Below are 21685 nucleotides of genomic sequence, written 5' to 3'. Positions count from 1 at the left end.
GTCGATATGTTCGCTGGAATGCAAGGCTGGCACCTGCTCATCGTGCTGGCCGTTATCCTCCTCCTCTTCGGCGCTGCCAAGCTGCCGGCTCTCGCGAAGAGCATGGGCCAGTCGGCCCGCGTCTTCAAGGGTGAGATGAAGGCCATGAAGGAAGAAGACGCGGTTCGTGCCGAGTCGGCTCCCGCGGAGCCGACGACGGTGAAGGACTCGGGCACCGACCCTGAGACTCCGCCTCGCGCCTGACCGGCCGTGGCAGCCATCGAACCGACCGTGATGCCGACGGCGGATCGGGATCGGCGGATGTCGCTGGGCGCACATCTCGTCGAACTGCGCAAGCGCCTCATGTACGCGGCGATCGCTCTGGTCGTCGGCATGGTCGTGGCGTTCATCATCGCGGACCCGGTCATCCACTTCATCACCGGTCCGATCCGCATCATCTCGGAACAGCGAGGTGATGACTTCAGCGCCCTGAACTTCGCGACAGTGACGTCCGCGTTCGACATGCGTATGCGCATCGCGTTCACGATCGGCCTGTTCCTGTCCGCACCCGTCTGGCTGTGGCAGATCTGGGCCTTCATCATGCCCGGCCTCACCCGCAAGGAGATCCGCTACACCGTCGGCTTCGTCGTCGCCGCGGTCCCGCTGTTCTTCGCGGGGTGCTATCTCGGGGTGCAGATCATGCCGCACGTCATCGAGCTCATGTGGAGCTTCACCCCGGAGGGCGGAACCAACTTCTACTCCGCGCAGGAGTACTACGACTTCGTGTTCAAGCTGATGATCGTCATCGGCATCTCGTTCGTCCTCCCCGTCTTCCTCGTCGCGCTCAACCTCGCCGGCGTGATGTCGGGACGGGCCATCCTCAAGGGGTGGCGGGTGGCGATCCTCATCGCGACGATCTTCGCCGCGCTGGCGACCCCGGCAGCGGATGTGGTGAGCATGCTCATGCTGGCCGGTATCCTCATCGTCCTCTTCTTCGCAGCGGCAGGACTCTCCCTCCTCTTCGACCGACGCAAGCGCAAGCGGGACACCGCCGCCGGACTCGTCCCGGACGCCACATGAGTTCGCCGTCCGAGCGGTACGCGCAGGCTCAGGAGAGCGCTGCGCACCCGGAGACGGCGGCGTTCGCCGCGCGCCAGCGCTTCCAGCTCGATCCGTTCCAGCTCGCCGGCTGCCACGCCCTGGAGAACGGACGCAGCGTTCTCGTGGCCGCCCCCACGGGTGCCGGGAAAACCATCGTGGGGGAGTTCGCCATCCACTTGGCGATGCAGACCGCGACGGACAAGGCGTTCTACACCACGCCGATGAAGGCGCTGTCCAACCAGAAGTTCCGCGAACTCGTCGATGTGTACGGTGCGGACGACGTCGGTCTGCTGACGGGCGACACCAACATCAACGGCAACGCACGCATCGTGGTCATGACCACCGAGGTCCTGCGGAACATGATCTATGCCGACTCCGCGGCTCTGCGCGACCTGCGCTACGTCGTGATGGACGAGGTGCACTATCTGGCCGACCGCTTCCGGGGTGCCGTCTGGGAAGAGGTCATCATCCACCTCCCGCCCCGCGTGCGCCTGGTCTCGCTGAGCGCGACGGTGTCGAACGCCGAGGAGTTCGGCGACTGGCTCGACACGGTTCGCGGTGACACCGAGGTCATCGTCTCCGAGATCCGTCCGGTGCCGTTGGAGCAGCACGTGCTCGTGCGCGACGACCTGCTGCCGCTCTTCGACGACCGTGCCGGCATCGCCACGGCCCAGGTGAACCAGGAGCTCATGCGCATCCGGTCGTTCACCGGCTCCACCTACGAGAGCAACCGTCAGGCGCAGTCGTATCGCAGCAACCGGCACGCCGGGCGGCAGGCCCCCCGACCGCCGCGGGGCGGGCGTCGCCCCGTGCGCGCGGCGAACGCGCGCCGGATCGAGCGCATGGACCGCCCGGACGTGGTCGAGCTACTGGAACGCTCGAACCTGCTCCCCGCCATCTTCTTCATCTTCAGCCGCGTGGGCTGCGACGCCGCGGTGCAGCAGGTACGGCGCTCCGGGCTCCGCCTGACCTCGGCGGAGGAGCGCGCCGAGATCCGGGCCATCGTCGAGGAGCGCACGCGCACTCTGCAGGACGAGGATCTCGGGGTGCTGGGCTACTGGGAATGGCTGGACAACCTCGAACGGGGCGTGGCCGCCCACCACGCGGGCCTCCTGCCGGCCTTCAAAGAGGTCGTCGAGGAGCTGTTCCAGCGCAAGCTGCTCAAGGTCGTCTTCGCGACCGAGACGCTGGCCCTCGGCATCAACATGCCGGCGCGGACGGTGGTGCTCGAGAAGATGGAGAAGTTCAACGGAGAGGCTCGCGTCGCGATCACCTCCGGTGAGTACACACAGCTCACGGGCCGCGCCGGGCGCCGCGGCATCGACGTCGAGGGGCACGCGGTCGTGCAGTGGAGCGAGGGCATGGACCCGCAGGCCGTCGCCGCCCTCGCGTCGCGGCGGACCTATCCGCTCAACTCCAGCTTCCGGCCGACGTACAACATGGCCGTCAACCTCATCGACCTGTTCGGCCAGGCGAGAGCCCGGGAGATCCTGGAGTCGTCGTTCGCCCAGTTCCAGGCGGACCGCGCCGTGGTCGGGCTGGCCAGACAGGTGCGGGAGGCCGAGGAGTCGCTGGCCGGCTATCAGTCGGCGATGGCGTGCGAGCACGGCGACTTCCCGGAGTACGCCGCCATCCGCCGCGAGCTGAGCGACCTCGAGAAGAAGAACCGGCAGGACACCCAGGCCCCGCGCGCTGCTCGGGACAAGCGGATGAAGCGGATCCAGACGCTCCGCACGCGGATGCAGCGCCACCCCTGCCACCGCTGTCCTGACCGCGAGAAGCACGCCCGGTGGGCCGAGCGCTACTGGAAGCTCAAGCGCCAGACCGATCGCACGCGCCGTCAGATCGAGACCAGGACCGGCACGGTGGCCCGCGTCTTCGACCGTGTCGTCGAGGTGCTGGAGACACTGGACTACGTCCGTCGCGACGAGGACGGGATGCACCTGACCGACGCCGGGCGCACGATGCGGCGGATCTACGGTGAGCGCGACCTGCTCGTGGCCGAATCGCTGCGTCAAGGCCTCTGGAAGGGGCTGGACGCGCCGTCGCTGGCCGCGATGGCATGCTGCCTCGTGTACGAACCGCGCCGCGATGAAGCGAATGCGGGGGAGCGGGGCCTCCCGAGGGGCGCCTTCCGAGCGGCATACGAGAAGACGACCGCTCTCTGGGCCGAGCTCGACGACCTGGAGCAGGACCATCAGCTCCCGGGAAGCGAGCCGCTGGCCGCCGGGCTCGCGGGTGCGATGCACGCCTGGGCGCGCGGCGGGATGCTCGACCGCGTCCTCATCGATGCCGACATGGCGGCCGGCGACTTCGTGCGGTGGGCGAAGCAGACCATCGACCTCCTGGATCAGCTGTCCATCGTCGCGGAAGACGCCGCGCTCGCACGCACCGCCCGGGCTGCCCTCGACGGTGTGCGCCGTGGCATCGTCGCCTACTCCTCGATGTGAGATCCGCCCGCATGACCGAAGCCTCCGTCCGTCGACGCGCCCTCCTGCCCCTCTGGGCCGCCGTTCCCCTGGCCGGCCTGGCTGCGCTGCTCATGGACCTCGCGTTCCCCGAGGCGGCGATCTGGATCCTGGCCTTCCCTGCCACCGCCCTGCTTCTGCTCGCGCTGATCGGCCGTCGGGCCGGGGGAGCGCTGCTCGTGGGTCTCGTGTACGGCGTCGTGTTCTTCGCGCTGCTCGTGTCGTGGACGTCTCGATACCTCGGGCCGCTGCCCTGGGCGGCTCTGAGCGTCGTCGAGGGCGTCCTCACGGCCGTCGGGCTCATCCCCGTGACCCTCGCGTACGGGTGGCTGCCCCGAGCCTGGCCGGGCGTGGCGGGACGTCTGCTGACCCTCCCGGCCGTCGTCGCGGCGCTGTGGGTGGGGCGGGAGCTGTTCCTCGGCTGGTGGCCGTACGGCGGCTTCCCCTGGGCTCGTCTCGGGATGAGCCAGGCCGAGAGCCCCCTCGCCGCGCTCTCCTCCTGGATCGGCGTGAGCGGGCTGAGCTTCCTCATGGTCTTCCTCGTCGCGATGGTGATCGAGATCATCCGGATGGGGCTCTGGCGGCGACCGATCACCCTGCTCGCGCCGGCCGCCCTCGTCCTGATCCTCTTCTTCACGCCGCTGTTCCCGACCACGCCGTCGGGCTCGATGCGCATCGCTGCGGTGCAGGGGAACGGGCCGACCGGCTACTTCGACGAGCGCGAGCCCTTCGCCGTGATCCAGGCGCAGACGGAGGCGACCGAGCCGCTGTACGGCGAGGACGTCGACCTGCTCGTGTGGCCGGAGGGCGGGCTCGATACGGATCCCTTCGCGAACTCCGTCATCGCGCGACGGATGACCCTGGTGTCGAACCGCATCGATGCGCCGCTGCTCGCCAACGCCGCCACCGGCCGCGGGAACCTCTACTACAACACCTCGATGCTCTGGCTGCAGGACGGCACAGCGCCGCAGAAGCACGACAAGCGTCATCCCGTGCCCTTCGGCGAGTACGTGCCGGATCGGGCCTTCTTCAACGCCCTGGTCCCGGATCTCATCGGGCTGATCCAGCGCGAATACACCCCCGGAACCAACCCGCCGATCGTCGAGGTGGGCGATGTCCGCGTCGGGCTGGCGATCTGCTTCGACGTGATCTACGACGACGTGATCACGGAGGGGCTGAACGGCGGCGCCGAGGTCCTGGTCTTCCAGACGAACAACGCCGATTTCCGCGGCACGGACGAGAATCTCCAGCAGCTCGCGTTCGCACGGATGCGCGCGATCGAGACGGGCCGGAGCGTCGTCAACATCTCCACGGTCGGCACGAGCCAGGTCATCCTCCCGGACGGGCGGACGGTCACGAGCCTGGACGCGGATGAGGCCGGAGCGATGCTCGAGGATGTCGAGCTCCGCTCCGGCCTCACGGCGGGAATCGTCCTGGGCCCCTGGCTGCAGCAGGTGCTGCTCTGGGGCGGTCTGGGCGCGCTCGGTCTCGGGTGGTGGCGCGCCCGTCGGCGCTAGGCGCCGATCTTCTCTCGGGTGGGGTCCTCGCCGGCACCGCGCCGGGCTCGGATGTACGCGAGGCGCTCTTCGAGAAGCTCCTCCAGCTCCGCACGGGTACGGCGCTCCATGAGCATGTCCCAGTGGGTGCGGGCGGCCTTCTCGTCGGTGACCTCGAGGGTGACGGCCTCGCCGTCGACCTTCAGGCGGGCTTCCGCTCCGCAGGAACGGCACTCCCAGGTCTGAGGCGGTTCGGCATCGGCGGCGAACATGAGCGTGGTGTCGTGTCCGCAGGTGTCACAGGTGTAGGTGGTTTCACGGCGCTCCATGAAAACGACGCCCTCTTCGCTCTGTAGGCTCTGGGCGCCGAGTCGGATGCCGCGCAGGCTGCGATCTGCCATTGTGTGGTCCTCTCGTCGCTGTCAGGTATAACGTTCGAGCCTGTGCGCTTCATCCACGTCGGGGCGTTCTGCGCGGTATTCACAGGGGAATCCCAGCGCCGGAGGATATGGGGCGCTCAGGGCTTCCGGAACGTGGCGACGGCGAGGTCGGCGCGGTCGGTCACGACGCCGTCCACACCCGCGTCGATGAGGCGCCGCATCTCGTCCGCGTCGTTCACGGTCCAGACGTGGACCTCGGTGTCGGCCCGGTGGGCGGCGCGGAGGAGTGCGGGCGTCAGCACCCTGATCGCGCCGTGACGCTCGGGGATCTGCAGGGCGTCGATCTCCCGGAGCAGTCTGCCGGGGGAGAGGCGCACCGCGGAGAGCGAACGCAGAGCCGCGATCGTCCGACTCCCGCCGGAGGTGGCGGGCCGGAGCGCGGTGCCGGTCTGCCGCACGGCTTCCAGTGTCGCCCGCCGGTTGGCATCCGAGAAGCTGGTGACGAGGACACGATGCGTGTGCGCGGCGAGGATCGGGCCCAGCGGCGCCGCGGCGGCCGGTGTCTTCACGTCGATGTTGAACCGGGTCTCCGGGAATGCGGAGAGCGCCTCGGCCACCGTGAGCAGACCGCCGTGCTCGGCGAACAGCGCGCTCAGCTCCCGCGTCCTGACCTCGTGGACGGCGCGCGGATCGTCCACGAGACGGCGCAGATCGTGATCGTGGAAGAGCACGACGTCACCGTCGGCGGTGATCTGGCAGTCCGTTTCGATGTACTCGGCCCCGGCGGCATGAGCCGCGGCGAAGGCGGCCGCGGTGTTCTCCCAGACGCCGGATTCCCGCCCCTCGGCGGTCACCAGGCCCCGATGGGCCAGGATGCGGGGCTGCTCGGCCTTGACGAAGTACGGGTGCGTCACACGCCGGCGGGGGGAGTGGTCGAACCCTGGCCTGTCTTGGGAGTGAAGGCCGTGCCGATGCCCTTGAGTGCCTCGGTCAGCTCGCTCGGGATGATCCAGAGCTTGCTGGACGGGCTCTCGCTGATCTTCGGGAGCATCTGCAGATACTGGTACGCGAGGAGCTTGTCGTCCGGCGCGCCCTGGTGGATCGCGGTGAAGACGCTCTGGATCGCCTCCGCCTCACCCTGGGCGCGCAGGACCGCCGCCTGCTTGTCACCCTCGGCTCGGAGGATCTCCGCCTGACGAAGGCCCTCCGCCTCGAGGATCGCGGACTGCTTCGTCCCCTCGGCGGTGAGGATCGCGGCGCGGCGGTCCCGCTCGGCGCGCATCTGCTTCTCCATGGAGTCCTGGATGGAGACGGGCGGGTCGATCGCCTTGAGCTCGACGCGGCCCACGCGGATGCCCCACTTGCCCGTCGCCTCGTCGAGGACCACGCGGAGCTGTCCGTTGATGTTGTCGCGGCTCGTCAGGGCCTCTTCGAGGTTCAGACCACCGACGACGTTGCGGAGAGTCGTGGTGGTGAGCTGTTCCACGGCGCCGAGGTAGTTCGCGATCTCGTAGGTCGCGGCACGGGCATCGGTCACCTGGAAGTAGACGACGGTGTCGATGGAGACGACGAGGTTGTCCTCGGTGATCACGGGCTGCGGCGGGAAGGACACCACCTGCTCGCGCATGTCGATCAGCGGCCGCAGGCGGTCGATGAACGGCACGAGGATGTTGAGGCCGGGGGAGAGGGTCTTGTGGTACCGGCCGAGCCGTTCCACCACGCCGGCGGTCGCCTGCGGGATGATGCGGATCGCCCGCGCGATCGTGACGATCACGAAGATGATGACCGCGATCACCAGGATCCAGATGATCACGGTCGGGATGATCGATGCGTCGTCCACGCGTGCTCCTAGTCGTTGAGGGGTCGGACGATGGCGGTCGCGCCGTTGATCGCACTGACGGCGACAGGCGCCCCCGCGGGGATGGCCATCGGGGTGGTCGTCCTGGCTGTCCAGGTGTCGCCGTTCGCGAGCTTCGCCTGGCCGGAGATCTGCGTGATCTCACTGAGCGCGATGCCGCGGAGGTCGACCAGCGCCTCGACGTTCGAGCGCGTGGGATCGGCTCCGCGGTGCAGGCGGCGCAGGAGGGGTGGCCGCAGGAAGAGGATGAAGAGGGCGGATGCCAAGGCGGCGATGAGGATCTGGATCCAGACCGGGAGGCCGACGAAGTCGGTGACGAGACCGATCACGCTCCCGAAGCTCAGCATCAGGAAGGTGAAGTCGAGGGAGAGCATCTCGATGACGAGGAAGACGGCGATGAGGACCAGCCATCCGATCCATGCCCAGTGGTCGATGAACGTGACGAACGTCGAGAAGTTGTCCATGCGGCCTCCTTTGCCGTCAACGTACCACGCGCGGCGACAGCCGACCGGCTGCCACCGCGCCCCCTTGGTAATCTGTGAGAGCCGTGCGCTCACGGCGTTCCACGCACCATGAGGAGTCACCCGTGACCGACGTTCTTCCCGCAGGATCCCTCGACGGCAAGGTGGCCCTCGTCACCGGCTCATCGCGGGGGATCGGCGCCGACACCGTGCGGTACCTCGCCGAGGCCGGCGCCGACGTCGTGATCAACTACCGGAACAAGGCGCCGCGCGCGGAGAAGCTCGCGGCGCAGCTGCGCGAGCTCGGCCGTCGGGCGCTGGTCGTCGGTGCGGATCTCACCGACCCCGCGTCGGTCGCCGAGATGTTCGACGCCGTCCGCGCCGAGTACGGGCGCCTCGATGTGCTCGTCCTGAACGCGTCGGGAGGCATGGAGTCGGGCATGGCCGAGGACTACGCCCTGAAGCTCAACCGTGACGCGCAGCTCAATGTGCTCGACGCCGCGACGCCGCTGCTGTCGGACGGCGCACGCGTCGTGTTCGTCACCAGCCACCAGGCGCACTTCATCCGCACGACGCCGACGATGCCCGAGTACGAGCCCGTCGCGCTCTCCAAGCGCGCCGGTGAGGACGCGCTGCGGGAGCTCATCCCCGGTCTCGCGGAGAAGGGGATCGGCTTCACGGTCGTCTCCGGCGACATGATCGAGGGCACGATCACCGCGACGCTGCTCGAGCGCGCGAACCCGGGTGCCATCGCCGAGCGCCGCGAGTCCGCCGGCCGCCTCTACAACGTGTCCGAGTTCGCCGCGGAGGTCGCCAGGGCCGTGATCGATCCCGTCCCCGCGGACAACACCCGCCTCGTCGGCGACGTGAGCGCCTTCGCCGCGGAGTAGTCGTCAGACGCCAAACGCCCCGGACCCGCTGCTGCAGGTCCGGGGCGTCTCGCGTCTGCGGATCAGACGGCGGCAGCGCCCGTGGTGAAGGCCTTCTCGTCCTTGCCGAGGGTGATCGCGCGGATGATCTGCACGATGCCGAGCACGACGAGCGAGATGCCCAGGAGCAGCCAGAGCGCGAAGCCGGCGATGACCGGCGAGAAGAGGACGATGATTCCGGCGATGATGCTGAGGATCGCGTAGATCAGCGTCCAGACCCGCGATCCGTCGCTGCCGAGCAGCGAGAGCGCCACGACGCCGTCGACGATCCAGCTCACGCCGATGAAGATCACGACGACCAGCGCGAGGGTGGCGGCGGCGACGTTCAGGTTGAAGAACGCGATGACGCCGGCGACGATGTAGAGCAGGCCGAGCACGATGTGTCCGACGCGCGACCAGCCGCCCTTCGCGCGGGAGAAGATGCCGAGGCCGATGTACACGACTCCCGCGACGATCAGGTAGGACGCGAAGATCGCCGTCACGATGACGGCCGACTTCACCGGCCAGACCAGCAGCGCGATGCCCGCGAGCAGCGCGAGAACGCCGGAGACCGCGAGAGCGACGCGGATGGATTTGAAGAACGACTTCGTTTCAGCGAGTGCTTCAGACATGGCGGGGAACCCCTTCTGAGAGAATCCTGTGAGGATGCCCCCAGGGTAGCGCCGGATCTCCGGCAGCGGGGGAGGAGGGCCTCCGCGCGTCGCGGATGGTCATTCCGCGTCTTCCGGCGTCATGGCAGGATCATGACGTGACACCGGTGGATGATGCTCGCCTGCGGGAGCTTGTCGTGATGAGGAAGGTCCGCGACCGCATCGATCGCGAGTACGCGAAGCCCTTGGACGTCGAGGCTCTGGCGCGGGGCGTGCACCTGTCGGCCGGCCATCTCAGCCGGCGGTTTCGCGAGACGTACGGCGAATCTCCGTACTCCTATCTGATGACCCGCCGCATCGAGCGTGCCATGGCGCTGCTGCGTCGCGGCGACCTCAGCGTCACCGAGGTGTGCTTCGCGGTGGGCTGCTCCTCGCTGGGCACGTTCAGCACCCGGTTCTCGGAGCTGGTCGGTGTCCCACCCAGCGTGTACCGTGAACGCGCCGCGAACGTCGAGGGCATCCCGTCGTTCCACGCCAAGCAGGTCACCCGACCGATCAGGAATCGAGAAGCGCCGCGCCCCGAGGCGCACCTAACGTGAGCATCATGAAGATCAGCATCCACTACGCCTTCCTCCCGCACACCGACGCCGACGCCGCCCTCGGCTTCTATCGCGACGCCCTCGGCTTCGAGGTGCGCAACGACGTCGGATACGACGGCCTGCGCTGGCTCACGGTCGGCCCGGTCGGCCAGCCCGAGACCTCGATCGTCCTCCACCCGCCGGCCACCGACCCCGGCATCACCGAGGCGGAGCGGCAGACCATCCTGGAACTCATCGCGAAGGGCAGCTATGGCGCTCTCACCCTCGCGAGCGATGACCTGGACGCCCTGTTCGAGCGGCTGGTCGCTGTCGGCGCCGATGTCGTCCAGGAGCCGATGGACCAGCCCTACGGCGTCCGCGACTGCGCTTTCCGCGATCCCGCCGGCAACCTGCTCCGTATCAACCAGGCCGCCTGACGGCGCCACCACCACGAAGGACGCCGCATGACCGCTGCCGAGCACCCCGCGGACACCCACGACCTCATCCGCGTGCAGGGCGCGCGCGAGAACAACCTCAAGGACGTGAGCGTCGACATCCCGAAGCGACGCCTCACGGTGTTCACCGGTGTCTCGGGGTCGGGGAAGAGCTCTCTCGTCTTCGACACGATCGCCGCCGAATCGCGTCGGATGATCGACGAGACGTACAGCGCCTTCGTGCAGGGCTTCATGCCATCGGTGCCGCGCCCCGACGTCGACGTGCTGGAAGGACTCACCACGGCGATCATCGTGGACCAGGAGCGTCTCGGCGCGAACCCGCGGTCGACCGTCGGCACCGTGACGGATGCCAACGCCATGCTCCGCATCCTGTTCAGCAAGCTGGGCCAGCCCTACATCGGCGGTCCGACGGCGTTCTCGTTCAACATCCCGACGCAGAAGGCCAGCGGCGTCATGACCGGGCCGGGTGGCGAGAAGAAGATCGTGAAGGACGCGATCTACCTCGGCGGCATGTGCCCGCGATGTGAAGGCAGAGGAGTGGTGTCGGACCTCGACCTGTCCCAGATCGTCGATGAGTCGAAGTCCCTCGACGAGGGCGCGATCATGGTGCCCGGCTACACCGCCGACGGCTGGATGGTGAAGGGGTTCTCGCAGTCCGGGTTCTACCCGGGGGACAAGCCCATCTCGTCCTTCACCGACAAGCAACGCCACCTCTTCCTCTACGGAGAGGTCACGAAGGTCAAGATCTCGGGTATCAACATGACCTACGAGGGTCTGATCCCGAAGATCACGAAGTCCATGCTCTCGAAAGACCTCGATGCGCTCCAGCCGCACATCCGTGCCTTCGTCGAGCGCGTGGCCACCTTCGCGGTGTGCCCGGAGTGCGACGGTACTCGTCTCACCGAGGGCGCGCGATCCTCGAAGATCGACGGCGTGAGCATCGCCGACGCGTGCCGTATGCAGGTGACGGATCTCGCCGCGTGGGTCCGCGGCCTGGATCTCCCGGGAGCCGGGCCGCTGCTCCAGGCGCTGAGTGCCAACCTCGACGCCTTCGTGACCCTCGGCCTGGGGTACCTGAGCCTGGACCGGCCCTCGGGGACGCTGTCCGGGGGAGAGGCGCAGCGGATCAAGATGCTGCGGCACCTGGGGTCCTCGTTGACCGACGTCACCTATGTGTTCGACGAGCCGACGATCGGGCTGCATCCGCACGACATCCAGAGGATGAACGGCCTGCTGCTCCGGCTCCGCGACAAGGGGAACACGGTACTCGTCGTCGAGCACAAGCCGGAGACCATCGCGATCGGCGATCACGTCGTGGACCTGGGGCCGGGTGCGGGAAGCGCCGGGGGAGAGATCTGCTATCAGGGGAGCGTCGAGGGTCTCACAGCCAGTGGAACACTGACGGGGCAGCACCTCGACGACCGTGCACAGCTGAAGGACGCCGTACGTGACCGCACCGGCGCGATCGAGGTGCGCGGCGCATCCACGAACAACCTCCAGAACGTCGACGTCGACATCCCGACCGGCGTCCTGACCGTCGTCACCGGTGTCGCCGGCTCCGGTAAGAGCTCGCTCATCCACGGTTCGGTGACGGGACGCGAGGGCGTGGTGGCGATCGATCAATCCGCCATCAAGGGCTCGCGTCGCAGCAACCCCGCGACGTACACGGGGCTGCTCGAACCCATCCGGAAAGCCTTCGCGAAGGCGAACGGCGTGAAGCCCGCCCTGTTCAGTGCGAACTCCGAGGGCGCCTGTCCTACGTGTAAGGGCGCGGGTGTCATCATCACCGAGCTCGGGTTCATGGACACGATCGAGACCCCCTGTGAGGACTGCAGCGGTAAGCGCTTCCAGGCGGCGGTGCTGGAGTACAAGCTCGGCGGCAAGGACATCACAGAGGTGCTCGACCTTCCGGTCTCCGAGGCTCGTGTGTTCTTCAGCGAGGGCGAGGCCAAGCTCCCGGCCGCGGCTGCCATCCTCGGACGCCTGGAGGACGTGGGGCTCGGGTACCTGTCGCTCGGCCAGCCGTTGTCGACTCTGTCGGGCGGTGAACGACAGCGCATCAAGCTCGCGATCCAGATGGGCGAGAAGGGCGACGTGTACGTGCTGGACGAGCCGACGACGGGTCTGCATCTCGCTGACGTCGACACGATCCTCGGCCTGTTGGATCGACTCGTCGACGCCGGCAAGACGGTGGTCGTCATCGAGCATCACCAGGCCGTCATGGCACACGCCGATTGGATCATCGACGTCGGACCGAGAGCCGGCCACGACGGCGGCCGCATCGTGTTCGAGGGAACGCCTGCCGAGCTCGTCGCTGACGGGTCGACGCTGACGGGCGAACATCTCGCGGCGTACGTCGGTCGGTGAGGGGAAAGTCGAGCGATCCGGGCCCGCTCTCGCGCTCCCTACCCTTCATACGGATTATCCGATAATGCACATTATGTCAGGTTGAAGACGACATCTTGTCGTTTACTGCGAATCCGCCGGTCTGCCACCACTCCCCTTTGATGGACTGGAGTAGATCGAGTTTGAGGTTAGTTGGAGCTGCAGTCTGGAGCAAGTTGGGAGCCCTACCGCCTGTCTGCGCCATCCCGAACCCTTGAATTTACGCGGGTTGGCGGAGGTGGCAAGTCCAGAGTTGCGCGATTCGCAGTTTGTGCGATAAATTCCTGTTTTATGCGAGACTTTGTCCCGGAACATTCCCGGCAGCACGCGTCACACTTCTTGCCCGGCGGGATGGTCTACTTCGACGAGAAGGAGGCCGTGTGGCGGGCGATGCAGGCCGGGTGGGCTGCGCAACAGATGGCCAGAAACCTCTCTTCGGCCACGGTCGTCGGCCGCACATCCATCCTCAACCGCTTCTTCAAGTTCGCCGAGAAGTATCCCTGGCAATGGAACGTCGAAGACGTCGACAGCTTCTTCCTCGAACTCAGGACCGTGCGCCACGCCGCTCATTCGACTGTGTTGGGATATCAGAACGCCCTTCGCATGTTCTTGGCTTACGTGACGGATGCGCGATACGGATGGGTAGAAGAATGTGGAAAGCGCTTCGGCGAGCATCCTGCTCAGGTCTTCCACGAATGGAACACAGCGCGCCACGTTCAGGAGGCGATGGGCCGTCCTGGCAAGCGCCCGTACACACGTGACGAGCTGCAGGACCTCTTCGATTGTGCGGATGACCGAGTCGCGCGGATTCGTGAGTCCGGCAGTAAGGGATGGATCCCTGCTTTCCGTATCGCGACGATGATGAAGGTCGCATACGCCTGGGGGTTACGGCGTAACGAAGTGCGCTCTCTCGAGGTCGTCGATCTTGCGGCCAACCCTCAACATCGCCGAGCCTTCCGAAACGTCGGCTTCGTTTACGTCCGCTTCGGAAAGGCGATGAGGGGTTCGCCTCCCAAGCGGCGAGCCGTAGCGACGCTCCCCCAGTTCAAATGGGCCGTCGACTGCGTCGAAGAGTGGCTCGAGGATGTTCGACCTCTAATTGCAGGAGCCGGGTCGATGAGTCTTTGGCCCTCCGAGCGTGGCGGTGGCCTTGCGCCCATCACAGCGGACTCCGTCTCACGCATGTTCACTGCGGTCCGGCGAGAAGTCGGATTGGACGACGGACTCGACTTCCATTCACTGCGACGTTCGTACGTTACGCATCTGGTGGAGCTCGGGTACGACGCCTTCTTCATCCAACAGCAAGTGGGACACGAGCACGGATCAACTACGAGCATCTACACTGGCCTCTCCCCCGACTATCGAGCTCGCATCGTGACTGACGCGATTGCGCGAATGGCTGATGAAATGGACTCTGAAGCCGACTAGAGGAGAGATCAGGCATGGAGAAGAAGGTCACGCACACATGGAGACTGCGCGAGGTGATGGCCTCGCGAGGGCTATTTAACATCTCCGACTTGATCCCGATTCTCGTTGACTATGGCATTGAACTGTCGCCCTCCCAGCTATACCGGCTTCTCGGCGGCTCGCCAGAGCGTATAAATCTCACTCTGTTGCACACAATTTGTGAAGCACTTGATTGCGAACTTACTGACCTGTCGGTGCGACACGTTGTCGCGACCCCCACGAGGCTCAAGAACACCGGCACCCATGGCCGAACCAACGACCCACAGCGCCCTCGCCGCGCGCGAATACACAGACCAGAATGAAGTTTCATTAGATGAGCAATACACGGACCGATCCCGCCTGTGCCCGATGCGACCGCGAGGAAGTCCGGTTCGCCACGACCTGGCCCGAAGGACGCATCTGCCGCCGCTGCTATCAACGGGCGACCCGTATCCACGGCACCTGTCCAAAATGTGGTGTCAACCGCTTGTTGCCAGGACTCCTGGCGAGCGGGGAGCCGGCCTGCGTCGACTGCACCGGAATTCCCAAGGACTTCCACTGCTCGAGATGCGGGCGTGAGGACGAGCCTGTACGGCGAGGACTCTGCGCACATTGCTGCCTCAACGACGATCTCACGGTCCTCCTAGCCGGACCCGATGGAGAGGTGTCCCCCGCCGTACAGCCTCTGTTCGTTGCGCTGACAACTCAGCGGAACGCACGCAGCGCCACGATCTGGCTGACAAAGAATCATGAGACGCGGGAACTTCTTCGCGCATTCGCCACTGGCGCTATTGAGATGACGCATGCCGCGTTCGATACGCACCCCGCGCCGGAGCGCGTGGCCTTTCTTCGCACGCTGCTTGTCGAGCACGGCATCCTAGAGAAGACCGACATCGAGGTTCAGAAGTTCGACGCGTGGGTCACGACCGAGGTTTCCTCTCTACCCGCGGGTGACAAGCAGATCATTCTCCAGTACGCGCGCTGGGTTCATGTCCGCAGAATCCGGGATCTGCTGAGCGCAGGTAAGTTCAAGCCCGGCTCCGTCCTCTACTCCCGTCAATCCATCACCGCTGCAATCGACTTCCTTGCCTACGTCGGGTCGCGTCACACGCTTCGTCGAGACCTTGAACAGATCGATATCGACGAGTGGCTCAGCGAGGGGCCCACGACTCGCAGTCTCGCGCGACCCTTCGTGCGCTGGTGCATTCAGCACAACCACTTGCCGCCTGTCAACTTTCCTTATCGTGTAGCGAAGTCGGTGCCGATTCTCACCCAGCAAGAACGACTGGAACACCTTCGGCGGGTCGCATCAGATGAGGCGATCTCGACTTACCTGCGTGTCGCTGGCGCGCTACTCCTGCTCTTCGCGCAGCCGATTACGCGAATCGCCGCGATGACCCTGGACCAGGTCGAGGTCGGCGAAGTCATCGTACTGCGGATCACTCAGGACGAGGTTATCGTGCCCCCACCATTCGACCGCCTGATCCGCGAGCACATCGTCGCCTTGCCGAATCTCAACACCTCAGCTCACCGCGACAACAAATGGCTGTTCCCTGGGGGATCGCCGGGAAAGCACCTGAGCTCCAATCACCTGATGACCGGACTCAGGAACGACGGCATTGATCTAAGGGCCGCGAAGAACGCAGTACTGCGTAGGCTCGTACTCGAGCTACCTGCGCCGGTGGTCGCAGACTCACTTGGCTACAGTTACAACGTCGCCGAACGGCACCGCCTGGACGCGGGTGCCATGCACCTGGGGTACGTCTCCTTGATGGTGGCGGACGAACCCGACGCCGGCGCGGATGGCTAGCCCTCCCCCAGCTAGCGAGCCGTCACATCTGGCTTGTCGTCAGGTAAGAGCTCTTGAAGGGGAATCTCAAACACTTGGGACAGTGCGAGAAGCGTCTTCAGGCTAGGGTTCGCCGGTGCTCCCGACTGGGCCTGCCCACGCTCGTACCTGATGTACGTCAGTCGTGAAAGACCGGCTCTGTACGCCACGGCCTCTTGCGAAAGACCGCGTGCAACTCGCAGGCGATGAACCCGAAGTCCGAACGCGGCGGCGAAGGCTCCCCACGCTTCGCTGCTGGTCGTCTCCTGTCTGCCCACTCATCCAGCCTTGTGACAAAACCATCGGTCATGGTTTTGTCTATGTGACATAATTGGCCGCAGTCATACGAAACATTCACTTCATCGACGGAGCGCACCCCGCGCGTCTCGACCTGCACGTGTGCCACTGCGCTTCGGCTCCGGGTCGCCTCGATGTGCAGGTCCCGTTCAGGTCGACCCCGATTGCGGAGTTGTAGTGACTGATCCCCGACCGATCTGGTGGAGTGCCACGGAGGTCGATGCTCCCGACACTTGGATTGAGGCGTTCGACGCGCTCACCGATGAGGAGCGAGCCGACGAGATGGGCCTGACTGCGGCCATCTTCATCGCGCGCGTGCGCCGACGCACTGGCCGCGGACCGACGTTCTCAGAGACGTTCGCCGAACTCTTCCCGAGTAGCCAGCTCCACCCCGAATGGCCTCCGGGTCTCACCTACCCGGTGCGGGCGACGATCCACCATGCATTCCGTCTGCACGTGGCGATTCAATGGAAGCGACGTGGCTGGATCTGCTGGGATCCGGGCGTGGAACGCAGCCTGCGGGTGGGCCCTACGTTCCGGGAGCGGTCACGCGCTCGTCAGGCCGCGAGGGCGAGATGACACTCCCCCACATCAGCCAGGGAACTGGGGTTGAATCATGAGGACACCGCCGCCGCGGAAAGCTCTCGAGCTCGCATCGACGGTCGACCTACCTGACCAGCGCGTGGCTGTGGTCGGCGACATCCACGGCGACTTCCGATGGCTGGACATCGTCGCTAGGGCAGTTCAGACGCTCGCACCGGACGTCACCACCATGCTGCAGCTCGGCGACTGGGCGATGGATCCCGGCACGACGGACGAGGCTCTCGATGGAACTGGCATCGAGCGCGTCTACGTGACGCTGGGTAATCACGAGCCCTGGGGCCAGATCACCCCGCTGCTGAACGCGCACCCCGGCTGTGCTATACGGGTCTCTGAGATCACCTGGATTCTGCCGAGGCCCGCACGCCTGACTATCGGCGGCCGCAGCGTCCTCTCGCTTGGCGGCGCGGTGTCCGTCGACCGGGCATGGCGGGTCGAGGGGGTGAGCTGGTGGCCGGACGAGGAGATCACCCGAGACCACGTGGCGGCGGCCATTGCGGGAGGACCCGCGGACTTGATGCTGACTCACGAGTCGCCCGCTGGCACGCCGGTGCGCGCAGTCCGGGAGATCCTGCGGACGAACCCGTTCGGATTCCCCGACGATGCCCGAGCAGACTCGGCTACCTCTCGCGCTCGGGTGGCGAAGGTGTGGAACATCGTGTTCCCAGAGCTTCTCGTCCACGGCCACATGCACGCACCCGGCGGTGGCGCCACTGATGATGGCCTCCGTGTGGCGAGCCTTGGTCAGGATGGGCAACAGGGCAACCTTGGCTTTCTCGACATGCGGACCCTGCGCATCGAAACGCCGACGCTCCGGCAGATCCGAGAGGCCGCCGGGCGATGAACAGTACGAATCCGTGGGACTCCATCGTCGGGTCGTGCTACACGTCCGAGTCATTGGCTCGTGTCCTCGGGTGGACCGAAGCAGAAGTGGTCACAGCAGCCGCTAGGTTGACGGTGCTAGAGCTTCTCACCGTGGAGCGTGTCCGGCTCTATCCCACTTTTCAAGTGCACGAGGGGCGCATGGTGGGAGGACTCGACGCCGTCCTTCAGGTCCTGAGCAACGGGACGCAGTCACGGTGGACGTGGGCGCAGTGGCTGAACACGCGGGTCGATGATGACTCGGGCGAAGAGGGTCCTAGCGCCATCGAACAGCTGCGCGAAGGACATCTGGGTGATGTCCTTCACAGCGCGCGTCACGTCGCTTGGACGTGGAGCACATGACCTGACGGTGGAGCCGACCTCGCGCAGCAGTCCACTCCGCGAGCATTGAGGTTATGGTCGCTCGGTAACCGTGAGCTGGTGGCGGATCTCGTCGATGGTTTTCAGCACGGCAACGGTTTCGTCGAGGGTATGGATTGGCGACTCTCGGAGGCCCTCGTCGAGGAACTTCGCCAGCGCGACAGCCTGGGTGCTCAGTGCGTCGTACTGAACCTCGACGAAAGTGTCCCGCCACTCTTCGGGCTTGTCAACGTCGCCGGTTTGGGTGGTGAGGGTAATGCCGTCCGGGGTGAAGGACGAGCTCGGGAGATCGACCCGCGCGAGCGTGCCGACCTCAGCTTGGGTGGATCACCTCAAGCCTCGGCGAGTCAACGGTCACCCTTCCGGAGACGATCCGGATTCGCCATGCGGCGACCTGAATGGGTGCGCTGGCCGAACAGATCAGCGCGAGGAATCGTTCGAATCGAAGTTCGGGATCAGTGAGATGCCGAACGTATGTCGCCAGATCAACCTCGCTCGGAATCAGTTCAGTAGCAGGGTGAGTGTGCCACTCGCCGATCCAGCGGGACCTATCAAGCCGGTACAAACGCGAGGACTCGGCCTCCGTGTGCTCACGGTCGCGAGAGAAGTTCGCGGGTCCATGGATGGCCTTGGGCCCGGGGGTGGTGGCGTGCTCTATGACCTCGGCGGAGTCCGAGCCGAACAGGGCACCGCCCGTTTCGAGCGCGCCGCTGCCCCCGCGGATCACCTCGGCGATGGCCTCGACCGCTCGTGGACGGATCTTCAGGGCCATGTCGCTTCTCAAGCGTGATGACATGACGGGCAGTCGTAATAGGGCCGCGTTGCTGCGTACCATTGCATATTCATAGTCCGCCGGGCATCGAATGGCGGGCCGAATGAACCAGAAGGGCGGAGTGCGAGAACGAGGTTGTCGTCCTCGAGGGACTGGCCAGGTTCGCCGGCCTGCCTCAGAAGGGTTGCGATAGCAATTTTCGCTGCGATACTTCCGATGAGGTGAAGGTCACCACCGACGGCCGTCATCGGGTTGTGGCGCGTGCCCTCACCATAGCCGCGGTCCAGTGTTGGTTCGGGATCCATCTGACCCGTGTCACGGAGGCGTCGACGTTGGCAGTCGAGACAGCCGACCTCGGGCAACGCCCGAATGCGTAGGATTTCGCCGTACTGGCCATCTCCGAGAACGCATGCGAACACGACAGGCTTGCCCGCACGCCGGGCGAGGTGACTGACCACTCGTCGCGGTTCAACTCCGTCAACCGTGCACACGACAATGTCGGAGATGTCGAGCATCGGACGGATGAAATCGGCGTTTTCGATGACGTCCAGCGGGAAAGGAGACGTCTTGGTCTCTGGCCACTCCCGGCTGAGGTGCTCGTGGAGAGCGTCAACCTTCATCTTGCCCACGTCCCCGCGGCCCAGGACATGACGAGGGACGTTATGAAACAGGAGGCGGTCGGGATCGACGAGATCCATCTGACCTATGCCGTAACTCGCCAACGCCTCGGCCGCAGCCGAGCCGATGCTCCCCGTGCCGATGACCAGAGCGCGTTGCGACTCAAGCAGCTTCGCGGGCCAAAGCCCCTCGAGCGATGTCACCAGCTCGGCGCCGGTCTGAATGTCAAGCATGGCCGGTTCGACATAGTCCGGAGTAATCCTCCACGCGTTCCACTTGGGTAGTCGTTCGCCCTCTCGGAATTCGGGCGGCTCCTCGCAGTAGGTCACGGCAAGATACCAACTGCCGGGTTTGGGCGGGAAAGCAGCCGGCAAGATGCTCTGGAAGTCATCGAACGGCAGTCGAGAGTCTTGCGCACGGAGCTGCCATGCGAGCACCGCAACACGCTCATCAACGCGGTACCAGTAGCCAGATGGATACCAGTCCGCCACGGTCAGGAAGTGCTCGGGGGCCTCGTTGAGTTTGACGCGGTCGGAGTCTTCGTTGGAGATAGCCATAATGAGCGCGGTGCTATCCGGGATCGATAGCCGGCAGGTAAGGTTCCCCCACCCATATGAGAGATCGATGACTTCCATCGCCTCGCTAGGAAGCAGGACGAGCCAAGGTGACGTCATTTCGGCTCCTTGGCGGTCGAGGAGATGAGTTCATCGAGCATGTCATCTTCGACGATTCCGTTCTTCGTCATTCTGTCGACCGCGCCGGCTTCCAATAGGGCGTACTCGATGATCCACCCGCTGGCCTTGAGAAGCAGCTCGCTCGTCCGTGAGTTGAGCGTCCATTGATCTGCGTCACGGAGAAGGCACAGAGCGCCGTTTGGGAGGACGTGGAACGCCTCGAAGCTGCGAAGGACGATGGGCGGTGCCGGTTGCTTGCAAATGACTGTGGGCGGGACGGCGGGAAACGCATGTCGATACTCGACGTGGACACGCCCCGGAACCTTCACGAGGTCGCGCAAACCGATAGGCTCGGGCCGCGAGAACGGCCAGATCAGAATCTCGCCCTCGAACCGGCCGGCGTTCTCGGGCACCCACTCGAGATCCGGGGCGACGGACGCGACATCGAGTTTCTCCAGTTCAAGCCGTGCCGGGTCGTCCACCCACCACGAGCGGCGCTCGAGCGTCATCCCTGGGGCGAGTCGCGAATGGGCCGCGGGCCGGGGTCGGACTCCGTACCAGCGGGAAGAACGAGCGGGAACGCTGGACCGAACAGCGACTGCCAGTGCTTCGTCGCCGCCGGCTGGTCGTTATCGGCGACGGCCTTGACCGCCTGCGCCGCGGCGTCAGCAGCATCCTCCAAGGCACGCCGCAGACCCGCGGTGTCAAGATCCGGTTGGATGAGGCCACAGAGCTTCGCTGGATCCTCGATGTACAGCGAGTGGACGGCTGCCCGCTCAAAGAAGTCCTTGAGCGCTGTGGGCCGATTGCTCGCCTCCTCAAGACATTCCAAAGCGAGAACCTCCATCACCAGCGACTTCACTCGACCCGTCTGGTCCTCGTGCTGTCGCGACCAGTACTTGAGGAGGCGGACGAGGGGCCGAAAGAGGGCCCACTCTGACTGATGCGCGGCGACTTCGTCGATGAGGAACCTCGGATTGGCGGTGTCCCACCGACGATTGCGCTTACTGGGGATGAGAATACCGTTGTCGAGCCGGAGGGCTGGCATCACGTCGACGGTGAACGCGTTCTTGTCACCGGGGTCGTCGATGAAACACTTCGCGGCGCGATTGCGATCCGCGGTGTTCACCTGACGAACGAGCTGGGCTTTCGTTCCTCGGTTGACTGACAGCATCTCCGTGACGAGGTCACGGCAGCGCTCGATGGCTTGCTCAGCCGAGTCACCGGGCTGACCCCACTCCGGGTGCTCTCCTGGATCGAATTCAACGACGAGATCGACGTCGTGCACCGGCTGGAGCTGGGTGCTTCGCGCAAGTGAGCCCGAGCCCCACACCGTGTGAACGTCGACCGCGGTGAGTAGAGCCGATTTGAAGATGTCACGTCGCTCGCGAGCAGTCGCGACGATAGCCGGATCGGCATCAACGATTCTCTGCAGCTCCGTAAACGATTCGAACACCGTCATCGCGGCTCCTCCCCCTAGAACGCGGCCCCCAGCGGCCGCACGCCTAGCGTAGAACAGGTCTCCGAC

General features: G+C 65.6%; 22 protein-coding genes. 12 read left to right on the top strand and 10 right to left on the bottom strand.

Going from position 1 to position 21685, the window contains the following annotated elements; genetic code table 11:
• The first annotated feature begins 6 nt into the window (after window positions 1–6).
• From tatA to lnt, 4 genes are read left to right on the top strand one after another with little or no spacing between them, the layout of a single operon-like run.
• Window positions 7–243, top strand: a complete 237-nt coding sequence (gene tatA / locus D8M34_RS03925) for a twin-arginine translocase TatA/TatE family subunit (protein ID WP_025103438.1) — start codon at window positions 7–9, stop codon at window positions 241–243.
• Window positions 244–300: 57 nt separating this feature from the next.
• Window positions 301–1059: a twin-arginine translocase subunit TatC gene (gene tatC / locus D8M34_RS03920; RefSeq protein ID WP_025103439.1), complete on the top strand. Its 759-nt coding sequence runs from the start codon at window positions 301–303 to the stop codon at window positions 1057–1059.
• On the top strand, window positions 1056–3530 hold the full coding sequence (locus D8M34_RS03915) for a DEAD/DEAH box helicase (protein ID WP_025103440.1): 2475 nt from the start codon (window positions 1056–1058) through the stop codon (window positions 3528–3530). Before tatC ends, D8M34_RS03915 begins: the two co-directional genes overlap by 4 nt.
• 11 nt (window positions 3531–3541) lie before the next feature.
• Window positions 3542–5065, top strand: coding sequence for an apolipoprotein N-acyltransferase (gene lnt, locus D8M34_RS03910; protein WP_126893223.1), 1524 nt, complete (start codon window positions 3542–3544; stop codon window positions 5063–5065).
• On the opposite strand, the gene D8M34_RS03905 is transcribed toward lnt, so the two are convergent.
• From D8M34_RS03905 to D8M34_RS03890, 4 genes are all read right to left on the bottom strand, one after another.
• The gene (locus D8M34_RS03905; protein WP_025103442.1) at window positions 5062–5445 is read right to left on the bottom strand and encodes an RNA polymerase-binding protein RbpA; all 384 of its coding nucleotides are present in this window, start codon (window positions 5443–5445) and stop codon (window positions 5062–5064) included. The genes lnt and D8M34_RS03905 overlap by 4 nt on opposite strands.
• A 116-nt stretch (window positions 5446–5561) precedes the next feature.
• Entirely contained in the window at window positions 5562–6338 is a 777-nt protein-coding gene (locus D8M34_RS03900) for a glycerophosphodiester phosphodiesterase family protein (protein ID WP_126893222.1), read from the bottom strand.
• Window positions 6335–7264, bottom strand: coding sequence for an SPFH domain-containing protein (locus D8M34_RS03895; RefSeq protein ID WP_126893221.1), 930 nt, complete (start codon window positions 7262–7264; stop codon window positions 6335–6337). Before D8M34_RS03895 ends, D8M34_RS03900 begins: the two co-directional genes overlap by 4 nt.
• Before the next feature lie 8 nt (window positions 7265–7272).
• Complete coding sequence (locus tag D8M34_RS03890) at window positions 7273–7746, bottom strand: NfeD family protein (protein ID WP_025103445.1); 474 nt, start codon at window positions 7744–7746, stop codon at window positions 7273–7275.
• Window positions 7747–7868: 122 nt separating this feature from the next.
• On the opposite strand from D8M34_RS03890, the gene D8M34_RS03885 reads away from it, so the two are divergent.
• Window positions 7869–8633 carry an SDR family oxidoreductase gene (locus D8M34_RS03885; RefSeq protein ID WP_025103446.1) on the top strand — a complete coding sequence of 255 codons (765 nt, stop codon included), beginning with the start codon at window positions 7869–7871 and terminating at the stop codon, window positions 8631–8633.
• Window positions 8634–8695: 62 nt separating this feature from the next.
• Here D8M34_RS03885 and D8M34_RS03880 read toward each other — a convergent pair whose 3' ends face one another.
• A complete protein-coding gene (locus D8M34_RS03880; RefSeq protein WP_025103447.1) occupies window positions 8696–9283 on the bottom strand; it encodes an HdeD family acid-resistance protein in 588 nt (195 codons plus the stop codon).
• Between the two features lie 179 nt (window positions 9284–9462).
• Here D8M34_RS03880 and D8M34_RS03875 point away from each other — a divergent pair, with 179 nt between their 5' ends.
• From D8M34_RS03875 to D8M34_RS03850, 6 genes are all read left to right on the top strand, one after another.
• Entirely contained in the window at window positions 9463–9861 is a 399-nt protein-coding gene (locus tag D8M34_RS03875) for a helix-turn-helix transcriptional regulator (protein ID WP_051582213.1), read from the top strand.
• Between the two features lie 5 nt (window positions 9862–9866).
• On the top strand, window positions 9867–10277 hold the full coding sequence (locus tag D8M34_RS03870) for a VOC family protein (RefSeq protein ID WP_025103449.1): 411 nt from the start codon (window positions 9867–9869) through the stop codon (window positions 10275–10277).
• 27 nt (window positions 10278–10304) lie between these two features.
• Window positions 10305–12662, top strand: coding sequence for an ATP-binding cassette domain-containing protein (locus tag D8M34_RS03865; RefSeq protein ID WP_126893220.1), 2358 nt, complete (start codon window positions 10305–10307; stop codon window positions 12660–12662).
• 369 nt (window positions 12663–13031) lie between these two features.
• Window positions 13032–14108 (top strand): tyrosine-type recombinase/integrase, encoded by a 1077-nt coding sequence (locus tag D8M34_RS03860; protein ID WP_126893219.1) that lies wholly within the window; start codon window positions 13032–13034, stop codon window positions 14106–14108.
• A gap of 14 nt (window positions 14109–14122) precedes the next feature.
• Complete coding sequence (locus tag D8M34_RS03855; protein ID WP_126893218.1) at window positions 14123–14449, top strand: helix-turn-helix domain-containing protein; 327 nt, start codon at window positions 14123–14125, stop codon at window positions 14447–14449.
• Window positions 14450–14922: 473 nt separating this feature from the next.
• On the top strand, window positions 14923–15936 hold the full coding sequence (locus D8M34_RS03850; RefSeq protein ID WP_126893217.1) for a hypothetical protein: 1014 nt from the start codon (window positions 14923–14925) through the stop codon (window positions 15934–15936).
• 11 nt (window positions 15937–15947) lie between these two features.
• On the opposite strand, the gene D8M34_RS19725 is transcribed toward D8M34_RS03850, so the two are convergent.
• Window positions 15948–16232 (bottom strand): helix-turn-helix transcriptional regulator, encoded by a 285-nt coding sequence (locus tag D8M34_RS19725; protein WP_126893216.1) that lies wholly within the window; start codon window positions 16230–16232, stop codon window positions 15948–15950.
• A 635-nt stretch (window positions 16233–16867) separates the two neighbouring features.
• Here D8M34_RS19725 and D8M34_RS03835 point away from each other — a divergent pair.
• Window positions 16868–17695, top strand: coding sequence for a metallophosphoesterase family protein (locus D8M34_RS03835; protein ID WP_126893214.1), 828 nt, complete (start codon window positions 16868–16870; stop codon window positions 17693–17695).
• Window positions 17696–18406: 711 nt separating this feature from the next.
• Here the strand turns inward: D8M34_RS03835 and D8M34_RS03830 are convergent.
• The 4 genes from D8M34_RS03830 to D8M34_RS03815 are packed head-to-tail and all read right to left on the bottom strand — an operon-like array spanning window position 18407 to window position 21619.
• The gene (locus D8M34_RS03830; protein ID WP_161973034.1) at window positions 18407–18865 is read right to left on the bottom strand and encodes a Mov34/MPN/PAD-1 family protein; all 459 of its coding nucleotides are present in this window, start codon (window positions 18863–18865) and stop codon (window positions 18407–18409) included.
• 8 nt (window positions 18866–18873) lie between these two features.
• Window positions 18874–20157: a ThiF family adenylyltransferase gene (locus D8M34_RS03825; protein WP_126893212.1), complete on the bottom strand. Its 1284-nt coding sequence runs from the start codon at window positions 20155–20157 to the stop codon at window positions 18874–18876.
• Window positions 20154–20666: a hypothetical protein gene (locus tag D8M34_RS03820; RefSeq protein ID WP_126893211.1), complete on the bottom strand. Its 513-nt coding sequence runs from the start codon at window positions 20664–20666 to the stop codon at window positions 20154–20156. The genes D8M34_RS03825 and D8M34_RS03820 overlap by 4 nt, the downstream gene beginning before the upstream one ends.
• Entirely contained in the window at window positions 20663–21619 is a 957-nt protein-coding gene (locus D8M34_RS03815) for an SMODS domain-containing nucleotidyltransferase (RefSeq protein WP_126893210.1), read from the bottom strand. The genes D8M34_RS03820 and D8M34_RS03815 overlap by 4 nt, the downstream gene beginning before the upstream one ends.
• Window positions 21620–21685 lie beyond the last annotated feature (66 nt).

Source organism: Microbacterium sp. HSID17254, assembly GCF_003989315.1.
GTDB lineage: Bacteria > Actinomycetota > Actinomycetes > Actinomycetales > Microbacteriaceae > Microbacterium.
This window is presented reverse-complemented; position numbering and strand designations above follow the sequence as displayed.